11 protein-coding genes, 4 tRNA genes, 1 rRNA gene and 2 pseudogenes are annotated in these 15,333 nt (G+C 40.9%); 13 read left to right on the plus strand and 5 right to left on the minus strand.

Annotated features, from left to right (window positions below; translation table 11 throughout):
- The first annotated feature begins 282 nt into the window (after window positions 1-282).
- The 13 genes and pseudogenes from rrf to Q0Y52_RS13600 all read left to right on the plus strand — a co-directional run bounded on the left by rrf (window position 283) and on the right by Q0Y52_RS13600 (window position 9,133).
- Window positions 283-398, plus strand: a 5S ribosomal RNA gene (gene rrf, locus Q0Y52_RS13540).
- A gap of 810 nt (window positions 399-1,208) precedes the next feature.
- Window positions 1,209-2,207, plus strand: coding sequence for a UDP-N-acetylmuramate dehydrogenase (gene murB / locus Q0Y52_RS13545; protein WP_297822427.1), 999 nt, complete (start codon window positions 1,209-1,211; stop codon window positions 2,205-2,207).
- On the plus strand, window positions 2,204-3,178 hold the full coding sequence (gene birA, locus Q0Y52_RS13550) for a bifunctional biotin--[acetyl-CoA-carboxylase] ligase/biotin operon repressor BirA (RefSeq protein ID WP_297822429.1): 975 nt from the start codon (window positions 2,204-2,206) through the stop codon (window positions 3,176-3,178). The genes murB and birA overlap by 4 nt, the downstream gene beginning before the upstream one ends.
- On the plus strand, window positions 3,162-3,881 hold the full coding sequence (locus Q0Y52_RS13555; RefSeq protein ID WP_297822431.1) for a type III pantothenate kinase: 720 nt from the start codon (window positions 3,162-3,164) through the stop codon (window positions 3,879-3,881). The genes birA and Q0Y52_RS13555 overlap by 17 nt, the downstream gene beginning before the upstream one ends.
- Before the next feature lie 161 nt (window positions 3,882-4,042).
- A tRNA-Thr gene (locus tag Q0Y52_RS13560) sits at window positions 4,043-4,118 on the plus strand.
- 7 nt (window positions 4,119-4,125) lie between these two features.
- Window positions 4,126-4,210, plus strand: a tRNA-Tyr gene (locus Q0Y52_RS13565).
- A 33-nt stretch (window positions 4,211-4,243) separates the two neighbouring features.
- A tRNA-Gly gene (locus Q0Y52_RS13570) sits at window positions 4,244-4,317 on the plus strand.
- A gap of 12 nt (window positions 4,318-4,329) precedes the next feature.
- Window positions 4,330-4,405, plus strand: a tRNA-Thr gene (locus Q0Y52_RS13575).
- Between the two features lie 63 nt (window positions 4,406-4,468).
- Window positions 4,469-5,652: pseudogene (gene tuf / locus Q0Y52_RS13580) on the plus strand (elongation factor Tu).
- 461 nt (window positions 5,653-6,113) lie between these two features.
- Window positions 6,114-6,236, plus strand: coding sequence for a hypothetical protein (locus Q0Y52_RS13585; protein WP_297822433.1), 123 nt, complete (start codon window positions 6,114-6,116; stop codon window positions 6,234-6,236).
- A gap of 102 nt (window positions 6,237-6,338) precedes the next feature.
- A complete protein-coding gene (locus Q0Y52_RS13590; RefSeq protein ID WP_297822435.1) occupies window positions 6,339-7,391 on the plus strand; it encodes an aldo/keto reductase in 1,053 nt (350 codons plus the stop codon).
- A 120-nt stretch (window positions 7,392-7,511) separates the two neighbouring features.
- Window positions 7,512-8,315, plus strand: a complete 804-nt coding sequence (locus Q0Y52_RS13595) for a peptidylprolyl isomerase (protein ID WP_297822437.1) — start codon at window positions 7,512-7,514, stop codon at window positions 8,313-8,315.
- Window positions 8,316-8,962: 647 nt separating this feature from the next.
- Window positions 8,963-9,133, plus strand: a complete 171-nt coding sequence (locus Q0Y52_RS13600) for a hypothetical protein (protein ID WP_297822439.1) — start codon at window positions 8,963-8,965, stop codon at window positions 9,131-9,133.
- Window positions 9,134-9,245: 112 nt separating this feature from the next.
- Here Q0Y52_RS13600 and Q0Y52_RS13605 read toward each other — a convergent pair whose 3' ends face one another.
- The 5 genes and pseudogenes from Q0Y52_RS13605 to fusA form a co-directional block, all read right to left on the minus strand.
- Window positions 9,246-10,742 (minus strand): IS66 family transposase, encoded by a 1,497-nt coding sequence (locus Q0Y52_RS13605; RefSeq protein ID WP_297822441.1) that lies wholly within the window; start codon window positions 10,740-10,742, stop codon window positions 9,246-9,248.
- An 85-nt stretch (window positions 10,743-10,827) separates the two neighbouring features.
- Complete coding sequence (tnpB, locus tag Q0Y52_RS13610; protein ID WP_297816922.1) at window positions 10,828-11,178, minus strand: IS66 family insertion sequence element accessory protein TnpB; 351 nt, start codon at window positions 11,176-11,178, stop codon at window positions 10,828-10,830.
- A complete protein-coding gene (locus tag Q0Y52_RS13615) occupies window positions 11,175-11,471 on the minus strand; it encodes a hypothetical protein (protein ID WP_297816924.1) in 297 nt (98 codons plus the stop codon). Before Q0Y52_RS13615 ends, tnpB begins: the two co-directional genes overlap by 4 nt.
- Before the next feature lie 262 nt (window positions 11,472-11,733).
- Window positions 11,734-12,498, minus strand: a complete 765-nt coding sequence (locus Q0Y52_RS13620; protein ID WP_297822443.1) for an FKBP-type peptidyl-prolyl cis-trans isomerase — start codon at window positions 12,496-12,498, stop codon at window positions 11,734-11,736.
- 194 nt (window positions 12,499-12,692) lie between these two features.
- Window positions 12,693-14,787: pseudogene (gene fusA / locus Q0Y52_RS13625) on the minus strand (elongation factor G).
- Window positions 14,788-15,333: the final 546 nt, after the last annotated feature.

Below are 15,333 nucleotides of genomic sequence, written 5' to 3' on the forward strand. Positions count from 1 at the left end.
TTTTTATAAACGCACTGTCGTGTTGTCGTGATACATTGCTTAACCACAATACGTGGTTTTGCTGACAAGTATCTAACTCGCTAAAGTTAAAAGCGTGCGATAAACGAGAGAGTGGTATAAGAAACATGAAGCGTTTGATGAGTGACAAGTATTAAGACAAGATTATAGAGTAAGACTGGAGACATTCTTTAGCCTCGATTACGGCTTAACTTCTTAGGAAGTTGAGTATCAGCTTATACATATTGATTTATTGAGTGAAAACTTGATAGATAACAGTTTTTGTCTGGCGACAATAGCGATGTGGCACCACCTGATCCCATTCCGAACTCAGAAGTGAAACACATTAGCGGCGATGGTAGTTTGGGGTTTCCCCATGCGAGAGTAGCACATTGCCAGGCTCCCATTTAGAGAAAGGGCTATCCGTAAGGGTGGCCCTTTTTTATATCTGCATTTTAAAAAACGAGAGTAGACATATATACATCTCTGTTGAGATAGTCCCAAACTCATCACCTCGATAATCACATCTGCATCGTTCACCCTTTTACTATCCTTGATAGTCCCATACTGAATAGTTCAGGTTTCCCTATGTAAGAGTCTCATTCGGTAGCTGTTCTGTGCATTGCTGTACCTCTCACTTCGATGCGTTTATCTTGTCTGTGAACAGTAAATCAAAAACGTTTAAAATTAACTATTTAATAAGCTTAGCATTGGTAGTGAAGATGAATTGATGCGTGTTGTTACTGACTGACGACACTCACTGAAAGGCTTGAAATAAAGTTCGAAACAAGATACTGCAGGCGTTATTAATTCTATTATCTTCAGAAGTTTGATGAGTGGCTCATATTTTATTAAAAAAGCAGAAATATTACGGTTATGCCAAATGGTTCAATTTCCAGCGACCCTCTAATGTATTAACTAAGTGTGCTACCATAAATGCATCAATCAAATAGGTACATTGTGTGAACTTGCATGTACATAGAGAGCAGGTTCATTGGGCGTTATTCATTGCTTTGTGAGTACTTGATCGTTGTTACTAAGTGATATTTTTTAATTTAACACAGTATGAATAGCCAATCTTTCAGTTAGTAAATGTAAAATATGTTGTCCAAATTAGATAATGAATGATTTTCAAAGCTTGAACGAGATATTTTCTGGTATTAGCTTTTTTCTTGATTACACTAGAGTTTAAATTTCTCTTGGCATCTCTTGTGAACTCACTAGCGTCTCTACATTCTTTCGGCTTCCCTTTGTTAGCGCATGATGTCATGTCTGTTAATGTTGCAGCTGACCTGCAAGCTCAATTAAGTCAATTAAATAATACTGCCTTTTATATTCTTGGCGAGGGTAGCAATACGGTTTTTTTGGAAGACTACCAAGGAACCATCATCAAACCTGCTTTCATGGGGGTCGACCTTGTACATACAGATACGCACTATCTTCTTAAAGTAGGGGCTTCTGAAAATTGGCACAAACTGGTACTTTGGTGTATTCAACATCAAATTTATGGATTTGAAAACTTAGCTTTAATACCTGGCACTGTGGGGGCTGCACCGATCCAAAATATTGGTGCTTATGGCGTTGAGATAAAGCAATTTATTCATCAAGTTGATTATTATGATTTGAGTGAACAAACCCATAAAAGTCTGGATTCACTTAGTTGTGAATTTGCATACCGCGACAGTATTTTTAAGCAACGTTTAGCAGGCCAAATTGTAATTACTGGTGTTACTTTTATTATCCCTAAGCGTTGGGAGGCCGTTATGCATTACGGCGAGTTGAAAGAGTTAATAGAGCCTTGTGCTATTGATATCTTTAACAAAGTTGTTCAGGTGCGTCAGGATAAATTGCCAGACCCTTCAAAAATTGGGAATGCGGGCAGCTTTTTTAAAAACCCCGTTATAGCTATGGGTCAATATAATAAATTACAGCAAACTTGGCCGTCTATTCCTAGTTATTTTGTGGACAGCAATAACGTCAAAGTACCCGCCGCTTGGCTTATTGATCAGTTAGGTTTTAAAGGAAAAAAGATTGGTGGCATTGGCTGCCATCCGGATCAGGCTCTTGTATTAACCAATGATGGTTCAGGTACAGGTGAACAACTTTTACAGCTTGCCCGTAATATAAGAGACACTGTATTCAACGAGTTTTCCATCATAATAGAGAATGAAGTCAGACTAATAGGTAAAAATGGGCCAGTTGCTTTATGAGTCAATCATCAGAATTAGTGCGTGGTAACTTACTCTCGATTTTAAATGACAATACATTCCATTCAGGGGAAACACTAGGCGTAACATTAGGCATAAGTAGTGCTGAAATTTCTAATCACATCAAAGTGCTCACCACCTTAGGGCTCGATATCTTAAGTGTTAGAGGTAAAGGTTATTGTTTATCTCAACGGCTCATGCTATTAAATACCCAAAAGATAAGAGAGCAACTTGACTCCACTCACTCTGCTGATGTAGAAGTTTTGAATGTCATCGGTTCAACTAATCAATACTTAAAAGATAAGTCTATTGATGTCGAAAATGGTCACACTTGCCTAGCGGAAGCACAAACAGCAGGTAGAGGGCGTCATGGTCGAAAATGGGTTTCTCCATATGCAGCGAGCTTATATTTGTCAATGCATTGGTCTTTTTCTGGCGGATATTCTGTGCTGGGCGGATTGAGTTTGGCCATAGGAGTGGCTATTGTTGATGCGCTAAACCAGTGCGGTGTGCAAGGTATACAATTAAAATGGCCAAATGACATTTATGCCCAAGGTAAAAAGTTGGCTGGTGTGTTAATAGAAGTTGAAGGAAAAATTGGTTGTAACTGTAAAGCCATTATCGGTGTCGGACTTAATGTAGCGTTACCAAAAAATGTTCAAATAATAGACCAGCCATGGATTGATCTTGCGCAATTAACTGATCCATTAATTAACCGTAATTTTTTGGCTGGCACTTTGATAAATGAACTGGCTAGAAGCCTCACATTGTTTGAAAGAGACGGACTTAAACCATTTATTAGCAAATGGCGAGCGTTAGATATTTACGCAAACAAAGCCGTAAAACTCATTATTGGTACACAATCAATAACTGGTATTAACCAAGGAATCGATGAAAATGGTGCTATTCTGCTAGAAACAGAGCAAGGCGTAAAAGCTTATCATGGAGGTGAAATCAGTGTCAGACCCATTTAAAGCTCTTTTAGTTGATGTTGGTAATACCCAAATTAAATATGTCATGGTGAATGATATCTCGGACTTATCCGATATTAAGTGCTGCCAAGATATTGCCGGTTTATCTTCCTATATTAGTTCAGCGTGTGAGGTCCTTGTTTCATCTGTGGGACATTTGTCTTTATTGGCAGAGCTAGAGCGCTTGTGTGAAGATTTTAATAAGCCTTACAAAATCATACACACCGAAGCGGAAACTTTAGGCATACAATGCGCCTATGAAAAATTCAAAACCTTAGGGGTGGATAGATGGTTAGCCATTTTGGCTGCACGTGAAATCACCAGATTGCCTGTGGCTGTGATAGATTTAGGCACAGCTAATACTTGTGACATTGTCGTAAAAAACAAACATCTGGGCGGATGGATTGCTCCGGGTTTTTCGATAATGCGTGAAACTTTACTCAGTAACACGCAACAAGTTTTTGCTGACAACAATATGCCTGCAATTTTGGACATAGGGAATACGACTGAAAACTGTGTCAGTTATGGTTGTCTTGCATCACAAGCTGGATTTGTCACAATGGCACAGCAGTATTTAAATAATAAATATGAAGATTATTTTGTTTTAGTGACAGGTGGTGGTCAAAATTCACTCATTTTAAAAGAAGATAAAAAAATATTATCTTTTCCCAATCTGGTTTTGAGAGGACTTTTTCGTTTAATTTGATTTTTCTTACAAAAAAACACCGGTGAATTTATGTACGTAAAGCGTGAAAACTGCACATTAAGTCGTTAAATTAAACAAACAACATAAAAAAAGCAATTTTTTGTAAATTCCCTCTTGCACGACCCCAATCATTACTCTAATATCCGCATCCACTTGATGTAGCCGACTTAGCTCAGTAGGTAGAGCAACTGACTTGTAATCAGTAGGTCACCAGTTCGACTCCGGTAGTCGGCACCATCAATCTGGAGGGGTACCCAAGCGGTCAACGGGATCAGACTGTAAATCTGACGGCTCAGCCTTCGCAGGTTCGAATCCTGCCCCCTCCACCACTTTTTGCTTGATATGGTATGAGAGTAGATTGTGCGGACGTCGTATAGTGGTAATACCTTAGCCTTCCAAGCTAAAGCTGCGAGTTCGATTCTCGCCGTCCGCTCCAATTTTGTGAGATGCTGATATGGCTCAGTTGGTAGAGCGCACCCTTGGTAAGGGTGAGGTCGGCAGTTCGAATCTGCCTATCAGCACCATCATTCTCTCCCCCATCTCAATTAAAAACTATATTTTTAATGTATATTGCTGGGGAATAGACAATGGCAAAAGCAAAATTTGAAAGAACTAAACCGCATGTAAACGTCGGTACTATCGGCCACGTTGACCACGGTAAAACAACTCTTACAGCGGCAATCACTACGGTATTAGCAAAGACTTACGGCGGTCTGCATCAAGCATTCGATCAAATCGATAATGCTCCAGAAGAGCGCGAGCGTGGTATCACTATTTCTACGTCTCACGTTGAATATGATACTCCATCACGTCACTATGCACACGTTGATTGTCCAGGACACGCCGATTATGTTAAAAACATGATCACTGGTGCTGCTCAAATGGATGGTGGTATCTTAGTTGTTGCTGCTACTGATGGTCCTATGCCACAAACACGTGAGCACATCTTGTTAGGTCGCCAAGTTGGTATCCCTTACATGATCGTTTTCATGAACAAATGTGACATGGTTGATGATGAAGAATTACTAGAATTAGTAGAAATGGAAGTTCGTGAACTTCTTACAGAATACGAATTCCCAGGTGATGATTTACCAGTAATCCAAGGTTCTGCACTTAAAAGCGCTTGAGGGTGACCCGGTATGGGAAGCTAAAATCATTGAGCTAGCTGAAGCACTTGATAACTACATCCCAGAGCCAGAGCGTGATGTAGACAAGCCTTTCATTCTTCCAATCGAAGATGTTTTCTCAATCTCAGGTCGTGGTACAGTTGTTACCGGTCGTGTTGAGCAAGGTATCGTTAAAGTTGGTGAAGAAGTAGAAATCGTTGGTATCAAAGATACAGTTAAGACGACTTGTACTGGTGTTGAAATGTTCCGTAAATTGCTTGACGAAGGTCGTGCTGGCGAGAACGTTGGTGTTCTATTACGTGGTACTAAGCGTGAAGACGTAGAACGTGGTCAAGTATTAGCGAAGCCTGGTTCAATCAACCCACATACTAAGTTCGAAGCTGAAGTGTACGTACTTGAGCAAAGATGAAGGTGGCCGTCATACTCCATTCTTCAAAGGTTACCGTCCACAGTTTTACTTCCGTACAACTGACGTAACAGGTGCTGTAGAGCTTCCTGAAGGCGTAGAGATGGTAATGCCTGGTGACAACTTGAAATTCGTTGTTGAACTGATTGCTCCAATCGCGATGGACGAAGGTTTACGCTTCGCAATCCGTGAAGGTGGCCGTACTGTTGGTGCTGGTGTGGTGTCTAAAATCATATAAGTAACTCGTTTACTTATTCAAAAAAGGTCACTTAGGTGGCCTTTTTTATTGGCTGTAGAAAAATATGGGCGGCTGAGCGGATACTCCGAGTCAACATTATCAGGAACGATTTTAAACATTCGTGGACATTACTGATTGCGGTAATACAAGTGCCTGATACCACCCATTATGCCTCGCCAAGTCTAGCTATAATGTTTGCACTTAAAGGCTTCCCGATGAAATTTGAAAGCTGCTTTCGCTGATGTTCAATTTTTGACGTTAGCCAAAACATGCATTAAACAACGTGAAAGATAAATTTTGTGGTTTAAGAGATTTGCGATGATATATGATAATCATCAAACTTCAATTCCTTGGGTTTGTTCAATCAATTAGAATATCCCTTTATTAATTCTGGGGTATTAATTGAACCCCTACACACTTGCTTTAGCAGATTACCTCAAAAGTTGCTTAAAGGAGATTGTTTGGATATTGGGACGTTTGCACTGGTACTTGATGATGTGGAGTATCAATGTTTTTTTTTAATGCGTAAACTGGCCGTTGCAAACAATAAGATTGCCAAACGATTTAAAGGATTGGAATTATGAAGTTCATATTATAAAGCTTTGATGAACAACTTAGGTCCTTATGACGAGAACAGCTTTAAAGAATTAGCTAAACATTAAGTAATACATTTTGGGAGGGTATATATGCAATATAGCGTGCTAGGAAGTAGTGGTGTGCAGGTGTCTAGAGTCTGTTTAGGCAGTATGACTTGGGGTATACAAAACACTCAAGAGCAGGCTAATGAGCAGATTGAATATGCCCTTAGTCAAGGTGTCAATTTTATTGATACTGCTGAGTTATACCCAGTGCCCCCATCGGGAGAGAAATACGGCGATACCGAACGTATTATTGGTTGTTGGTTAGCACAAAATTCTACTCGCAGAAAAGACATCATATTGGCCAGCAAAATTGCTGGGCCTGGTTTACCTTATCTTCGTGGTGGTGCGAAGATTAGTGGTGAGAGTGTTATTGAGGCCGTAGATGCCTCGCTAAAGCGTTTGCAAACCGATTATATCGATCTTTTTCAGTTACATTGGCCAAATCGTACATCACCACATTTTTCAAAACATTGGCCGGGCAAAGTAACGTTTTCAAGCTTTGACTCTGAACATGAAACCAATGAGATGTTGGAAATTCTACAAGCACTAGATAGCTGCGTTAAGGCGGGGAAAATCCGTTTTTGTGGATTGTCAGATGATACACCTTGGGGGATAAACACTTACCTCAAATTGAGCCAGCAACATGCTTTACCTAAGATGGTATCGATTCAAAATGAATTTAGCTTGTTACATGCTAAAGATTGGCCATATTTGATTGAAAACTGTGTGCGTGAAAATGTCGCTTATCTGCCTTGGTCACCTTTGGCGGGTGGCGTGTTAAGTGGCAAGTATCTAAATGGAAAATTACCACAAGGTAGTCGTTGGACGCTTGAACAAAGAAACGGCATTTTCCGGGATACACCGGCCACTCATGGGGCCACTGCTGGATATGTAGAGCTAGCCAAAACCTATAATCTCACTCCATCACAACTTGCGTTGGCTTGGTGTGATCAAGTTGATGGTGTCACATCAACCATTATTGGTGCAACAAACATGGCGCATTTAACAGAAAATATAGCAGCGTTTAAAACACCATTATCGGATGAAGCTATAAAAGCTATCAATCTGGTTTTTAAAGAATACCCAGTCCCTTTTTAATCTTATGCCATTGGTAAAGCTAGCACTGACTTCAATTACAAATTGATGTAAGTGTTAGCTTTTTATTATCTTGAATATATTTTATCCTGTAACCATTCCTAAAAGAAGAACTGATTAATTATGTTTTTTAAAAGTAAGCTTAGTATTTTTGCCTCAACCTTATTTGTTCTTATGTCGTTAAATGTGCATAGCACGGTAGTCGAAATTCGTACCTCGCTTGGTATCATAGAAGTCAATTTATTTGACAATACAACGCCAAAAACAGTGGCTAACTTTTTGAGTTATGCCAATTCCGGTGCTTATGCAGACAGTGTAGTACATCGTTCTGTATCAAACTTTGTGATCCAGGGTGGAGGGTTTACCTATAACGGCCCTGTCGCTGTAAATAGTTTTTCGTTAGACAGCATTTCAACAGGTACTCCTGTAGCAAATGATCCTAAATTATCCAATCTGCGTGGCACTATCGCGATGGCTAAAACCAGCAGTCCAGACAGCGCTACTTCACAATGGTTTATTAATTTATCAAATAACGCCAATAGTTTAGATGTGGCCACAAACGCTGGCGGGTTCACAGTCTTTGGTCAGGTGATTGGTGACGGAATGCAAGTGGTTGATGACATTGCGGCCCTAACTCTGTTGAATGGCGGCGGTGCATTTGGTGAATTGCCTATTCGCAGTTACACACAGACAGATGTAGATAATGAGGTGCCAATTACCGATGATAATTTGGTTGTCATTTCTGACATAGTGGTTACTGATACGGCAGCTGATACCGCTGCCAACCTCAATCCAACACTTAATACGTTAGTAAATCCACCACCAAGTGGAGGCGGTTCAGGCTCTAGCGCGGGCGGTGGCGGGATCAGTTGGTTGTTGCTTCTAGGTTTAGTGATGTTACAAAAAACTCGGTTATTTAAGCGTTAAATTGTAACCGGGTTGTGAGGATCAGTGCGTGTCGCCCGCTCATACTAAAGGTATTTATTATGGGCGGGCGTTAAATATGTATTTGTTCAATAGATAAATATTCTACTTTAGATTCAATTTTTGTCCTAAATGGTTGTGGTGGTTCTGGCTCAGATGTGACGGATTCAATCGCTGCACCAAAAACCTCCTCACATTCTCCGAACATGTTGCAAGGCGTCTTTGTTGACGCAACAGCTTAAGGTTTTGGATTTAGCATTGTCAGTCAATTAAGTATGAAAACTAACATAGTCAGTTTTCATATATTGTGGGTGAAAACGTGATTTGCTCAAATGTTGATACCGTATTTCTAACTGGAGTAGGTCAGGAGATGACTTCTCCATTGGATGTACCGATAACGAAACTTCAACCGATAATATGCGAGTGAGCTACATGGCTCGATTACTACATACATAAGGTGTAGATCGCATCCCAGCCAATGGTATAAGTATTAGCGTTCAGGCGCATAATCAAGCAAAAGAAGTGTTGATAGATTCCTTCTGTCGTTTTTGAACAACAAGTAGTGGATGTGGTGGCTAATTCAGGCGCTGCGTATATCTCTTTGATAATTGCTCACAGAGCTATTCAGCATCTCAATTTAGCACTAGGTAATGCGGTTAGAACTCAAAATTGGGCAGATTATTCAAGAAAAATCCAATTATACAGATACATTTTTTACATTAGTTAATAATGTATCGGCTACGGGCATCGTCATTGATAACGGCACAAATGAAATCAGTATGGTTATCCTTAATGGCGCCACAACCCATGTTAAATATTAAGTTGGCGTGAATGAAAATTTTATGGCTCAAGGCTTTTGGACTAGAATCACGGATTAATGGTCGTTATATTAATGAGTCAATTATTTTAGAGGTAAGCGTCCGGTGATCCCACCTAGCGTTTAGCGCAATTCCATGGCAACAGGTGTTCGATAGTGTCATCTGGTTTCAGGCTTGGGATTTCATTTAGCAGATGGTTGAGGTAATCGAATGGCACTAAGCCATTGGATTTAGCAGTTTCGATAATACTATAAAGTGTGGCACTGGCGTTTGCGCCGTTAGCCGTGTTTGAGAATAACCAGTTTTTTCGACCTATCACAAAGGGTTTTATGGCCCGTTCCGCCCGGTTATTGTCGATAGTCAGGTTGCCATCTTCAATGTAACGAATGAGTTTGGACCATTGATTCAGGCTGTAGGCAAGGGCTTTGCCCAGAGCCGTTTTAGGCGGTACCTCTGTGGCGGACTTATCCAGCCAGCCTTTGAATTGCATAAGTAAGGGTAAGGCGTCAGCCTGACGTATTCGGTATTTTTCTTGTGCTGTTTTACCTTTGATTTTTGTTTCTATGCGATACAGTTTTTGGATTTGATTGAGTGCCCAATTGGCTTTGCCGGTTTTGCCTTTCGGTTGTGCGGTTTCTGCCTCAACAAACTTTCTGCGGGCATGGGCCATGCAGGCGACCAGCGTGGCCTGAGTTTGGGCATACCCCTGATAACCATCCACTTGCAAATAGCCTGAATATCCGGCGAGGAAATCCACCGCACACTGACCTCTGCGACTGTTTTGATAGTCGTAGAGCACAATATTGGGAGTGGAGCTGTCGTTGGGCGAGTCTGTGCCACTGCAATACAGCCACATATAACTGGTGGTTTTGGCTTCCCCGATAACTTTTAATGTTGTCTCATCCGCTTGAATGACCGATTGTTGCAGCAGTATTTCCCGCAGTCGCTCATACAGTATTTGCAACGCCAGTTGCGACTTTATCATCCAATCAGCCATGGTCTTGCGACTCAGCTCGATGCCGTATTGTTTGAACAGGCTTTCCTGGCGGTAAAGCGGTAAACCATATTGGTATTTACTGGTAATGATTTGGCTGAGCAAGCTGGGGGTGGCATAACCTTTGGGAATAATGCTGGCTGGCACAGGCGCCTGTTTTATCTGGTTTTGTGTACCGTCTTTTTCGCAGGCTCTGCATGCATACTTTGGCCGTACCGTTTCAATCACTTTGACTTTAGCTGGGATAAATTCCAACTTCTCGCTCTTATCTTCGCCAATCTGATGCAGTTCACCGTTGCAGCAAGCACAGACTTTATCTTCATCGGCAATATCAATGACCACGACTTCACGGGGTAAGTCCTTCGGCAGCGGTTTGCGCTTTGGCTTATTGCGGGTGTATCCAATTGTCTCTTGTACTGGCTCAACGTCAAGCTGCTCTACTTCGGCTTCCACCTCATTAAACAACTCGCCTTGGCCCGGATGACCTTCACTGCTGGCACCAAACTGTTTTTGTTGGGCAAGGCGGAACTGCTCTTCTAGAAATGCTATCTTGGCATCTTTCTCTGCCAATAAGCTTTCCAGCTCAGTAATGCGTTGTTGGTATTGCGTCTCTATCATGTCTGTATTTTATCGAATAACAGACTGATTTAATTGACTTTTTTAGAATAAGTCGTGATCGTTAAATGCTACTTATGATCGTACGTTATAACCCAGAGGCCGTGTAATCCAAGCTGCGATGTCCAACGACATCATAGCCACCGAGCAACCATGTTAACTGCTGCTCACTCAAATTAGTGTGTTTGAGTTGGCCACACTTAGGCCATTTGAAGCGTTGTTTCTCCAACCGTTTGTACCATAATGCAAACCCGGTTTTATCCCAGTATAAGAGTTTGAGTTTGTCTTGTTTTTTGTTACAGAAGATAAATAATGCACCGGAGAATGCGTTTAATGTTAATTCACTTTCGATAATCGCCAGCAAGCCATTAATCGACTTTCTAAAATCAACATGCTCAAGGTGCAAATAAATGTCATCTGGCTCAACGAACATTCTCATGATTGCAGTGCCTTAACGAAACTTGCCAACCAAACAGGCTCGCAAGACGTCGAAAAAGATAACGAAACCTCGCCCAATCTGACAGATACTGATGGTTGAATAGTCGCGTCGATAGCAGACTTGCTAGCTTTTACAAAACGAGGCGGGTTAACTTGCTGTTGTAATCGCCCACGAAATTTATAAAAACTTGATGTGCTAACTCTGTGCTCTTTACAGAAATCAACAATGGCTAACCCACTCGTTTGTTGTTGGCTTATCAATTTCTGCCATTCATCTAGTGTTTTATGCTTCATAATACCTCCCATTACAGTGAGGAAGTATTTTCGAATGAATAATGGATGACTGCTAGGCGTGGATCACCGGACGCTTACTTTTAGAGTGTCATGCAGGTAAGTCTGTTGGTGGCTTTGATAGTCAGAGTGCGAGGTGTGTAGAATTTTGGGCGGTACTTGGAAATTCATGTCTGCAAGCACCGTAGAATATTTCATATGCTAAGTGCAGATTAAATTAAAATAAAAGCCTTGTAAGGGGTCTTACAAGGCTATTATTTAAGAATTATTTAATTTCAATCAGTTCAACATCAAACAATAATGTCGCATCTGGACCAATAGCTTGACCACTGCCCGTTGTTCCGTAGGCAAGGTCAGAGGGGATCACCAATTCAAACTTATCACCGACGTTCATCAGCTGTAATGCTTCTACCCAACCTTTAATGACGCCTGTCACTGGGAATTCTGCTGGTTCGCCTCTATCGTAGGAGCTGTCAAATACTGTACCGTCAGTTAATGTACCTTTGTAATGTACAACGACTGTTTTATCCGACGCGGGTATTTCGCCTTCACCAGATACCACTTCTTTATATTGCAAGCCGCTTTCTGTTACGACTACACCTTCTTTCATAGCGTTTGCCTCAAGATAAGCTAGGCCGTCTGCTTTATTTTTACCGCTAACTGCTTGTTGCGCAATTTGCTGTTTTTCCTGAGCTTGTTTCTGGACTGCTGCGACTGCCTCTTGGATTTGCTCCTGAGATAAACGGGACTCTGTGCCAGCCATAACATCATTGACGGCAATAGTAAATGCGTTCACATCAAAGGTGAGCTCATCACGCTTAAATTGGCCAGCTAAATTTGTGCCTACTATATAACTGAGCTTTTGCTCAAGACTTGCTAGAGCTGGATCGCTTGCATCACTTGTTGCTGAATCAGTTATCGACTCTGATGCTGGTGCGATTGTAGTTTCGGTTTCGCTTTTTTGATCATTGCCGCATGCAGCTAGAAATAAAGAGGATGCTGCCAATAAGGCAAAAGAGTTCAATTTCATGTGTTTTTTCCTAAAATTTGGGTGGGATGAATGTGAGTTGTTAAACATATATATCAAATAAGTATTGTCACGATGATTCTACTTAACTTTATCATATGGTCACGAGTCATAGTATTCAAATCTAAAAGACTAGATAAGATCAAAAAAGCCCCATTAATAAAAAATAATGGGGCTTTTTAAGTCGTCAGAAGTGTCTACTTCTTAGCTGCAGCGTTACGCTCTTTAGTTTCTGCAATGACTTTCTCTGATACATTTTGTGGACAAGGACTGTAGTGTGAGAACTCCATAGAGAACTGACCACGGCCAGAAGTCATAGTACGTAGACTTCCTATATAACCAAACATTTCAGATAAAGGAATGTCAGCTTTAACACGCACACCTGTTACGCCCGCTTCTTGATCTTTGATCATGCCACGACGACGGTTTAAATCACCAATAACGTCACCTACGTGATCGTCAGGCGTAAAAACGTCAACTTTCATAATAGGCTCAATCAATTGAGGACCAGCCTTAGGAATTGATTGACGGAACGCGCCTTTAGCAGCAATTTCAAATGCAACTGCTGATGAATCCACTGCGTGGAATCCACCGTCGTACAATTCAACTTCAACATCGAGTACTGGGAACCCAGCTAATACGCCAGTATCCATCATGCTCTTGAAACCTTTCTCAATCGCTGGGAAGAATTCTTTAGGTACATTACCGCCAACAACTTTAGAAGCGAAAGTGAAACCAGTGTTTGGCTCACCAGGCTTGATGATGTAATCAATTTTACCAAATTGACCAGAACCACCAGATTGTTTCTTATGGGTATATGAATCATCAATTGTTTGAGTGATCGTTTCACGGTAAGCAACCTGAGGCTCACCTACTTGCAATTCAACTCCGTATGTACGCTTAAGGATATCTACTTTGATATCTAAGTGAAGCTCACCCATACCCGATAGGATGGTTTCACCTGAATCTTGGTCAGTTTCAACACGGAACGTCGGATCTTCTGCCACCATTTTACCGATAGCAATACCCATTTTCTCAGTTGAGCCTTTATCTTTTGGTGTAACAGAGATAGAGATTACTGGCTCAGGGAATACCATGGCTTCTAAGATGATAGGATCTTTTGGATCGCATAAGTGTATGACCTGTTTGAACGTTAGTTTTCATACCTACAATAGCGATGATATCACCCGCTTGCGCCGAGCTAAGCTCATTACGGTCATCAGCCTGCATCTCACACATACGACCAACACGCTCAGTTTTACCCGTAGCCGCGTTAAGAATTGTATCACCTTTCTTAAGTGTACCTGAGTAGATACGCACGAAGGTAAGGGAACCAAAACGGTCATCGGTAATTTTGAATGCTAGTGCTTTAAATGTTTCTTTTGCGTCAACAAGTGCAAATTTTCCATTTGCTTCGCCTTCTTCGTCTGTAAGAGGTTGTGGATCAACGTCTGTAGGACAAGGTAAGTAATCAACAGTAGCGTCAAGGATGTTTTGCACCCCCTTGTTTTTAAATGCAGAACCGCAGTAAGTTGGGAAGAATTCCATAGTACGTGTACCTTTACGAATACAACGTTTGATTTCATCAATAGATGGCTCTTCGCCTTCTAAATATTTCTCCATCAAGTCATCATCTTGACCTAATGCTTCTTCAAGTAACATTTCACGGTATTCTTCTACTTTATCAACCATGTCCGCAGGCACATCAGAGATCTCGTAGTTTTCTGGAAGGCCAGTGTCGTCCCAGATGTGTGCCTTACGAGTAAGCAGATCAACTACACCAACAAAATCATCTTCGATACCGATAGGCAAAACCATAATTAGTGGGTTAGCACCCAATACTTTTTTGGTTTGATCTACAACACGATAGAAATCAGCGCCCATTCGGTCTAATTTGTTTACGAAGATAATACGTGCAACTTCTGAGTCATTCGCATAACGCCAGTTAGTTTCTGACTGAGGTTCAACCCCACCAGAGCCACAAAACACACCGATGCCGCCGTCTAATACTTTAAGCGAACGATATACTTCAACTGTGAAGTCAACGTGTCCTGGAGTATCGATAACGTTAAAACGGTGATCTTTCCAGAAACAACTTACTGCTGCTGACTGGATAGTAATACCGCGCTCGGCTTCTTGTTCCATGAAATCGGTAGTTGATTCACCGTCATGTACCTCACCGGTCTTATGAATTTGACCGGTAAGTTTAAGGATTCGTTCTGTAGTAGTCGTTTTACCCGCGTCAACGTGGGCAAAAATACCAATGTTTCTGTACTTTGCTAAATCTGTCATTATTCCAACTTCAGTCTGAGTAAAAATTGCGCGGGATTATACAAGATATTTCGACTTGATGCCGAATTTCTTTTGTATAAAATTTAATAAATTTAAAAGCGAAAGGATTTTAGCATGTTGTTTCCATTTAATCTTAAAAGCGATCAAAGAAAAACAGAGAGAAAACACTATTTTTCTTATAATTATGAGTCTTGTTCGATACTTTGAAAGTTGAACAGTCTCTAGTTTACACGTCTAGAAAGCGCCTGTTAAAAGCTTCTGCACTCGCAGGTTATAATTGTTGTTAGCGATAATTTTGTGGGTAGCAAAAAGAAGTGGCGTTTTTTACAAGAGTTTACGTGATAGGCATGGCACGATACAAACATAGGTGTACCTAAGAATCTAGTTGGTATTAATAACAAAGGTTTTATGCTTAAGTGATGATGGGATAGTCTGTTTTAATATTGCAAAAATACTTTCTAAATTTTTATCGTCTACCTTAGATTATCCTGTTTAGCTCAGGTGATCAGTTTACACAAAATAGTGGCAATGGCAGAATAAAGCTGT

The sequence above is a fragment of the uncultured Paraglaciecola sp. genome, assembly GCF_943787955.1.
Lineage (GTDB): Bacteria > Pseudomonadota > Gammaproteobacteria > Enterobacterales > Alteromonadaceae > Paraglaciecola.

Excerpts from the sequence above, each read along its gene's own strand:
- Q0Y52_RS13605 (WP_297822441.1), bottom strand. The coding sequence starts at position 10,742 with ATGATAGAGACGCAATACCAACAACGCATTACTGAGCTGGAAAGCTTA.
- Q0Y52_RS13595 (WP_297822437.1), top strand. The coding sequence starts at position 7,512 with ATGTTTTTTAAAAGTAAGCTTAGTATTTTTGCCTCAACCTTATTTGTT.
- Q0Y52_RS13600 (WP_297822439.1), top strand. The coding sequence starts at position 8,963 with ATGCGGTTAGAACTCAAAATTGGGCAGATTATTCAAGAAAAATCCAAT.
- Q0Y52_RS13620 (WP_297822443.1), bottom strand. The coding sequence starts at position 12,498 with ATGAAATTGAACTCTTTTGCCTTATTGGCAGCATCCTCTTTATTTCTA.
- birA (WP_297822429.1), top strand. The coding sequence starts at position 2,204 with ATGAGTCAATCATCAGAATTAGTGCGTGGTAACTTACTCTCGATTTTA.
- Q0Y52_RS13615 (WP_297816924.1), bottom strand. The coding sequence starts at position 11,471 with ATGAAGCATAAAACACTAGATGAATGGCAGAAATTGATAAGCCAACAA.
- tnpB (WP_297816922.1), bottom strand. The coding sequence starts at position 11,178 with ATGAGAATGTTCGTTGAGCCAGATGACATTTATTTGCACCTTGAGCAT.
- Q0Y52_RS13590 (WP_297822435.1), top strand. The coding sequence starts at position 6,339 with ATGCAATATAGCGTGCTAGGAAGTAGTGGTGTGCAGGTGTCTAGAGTC.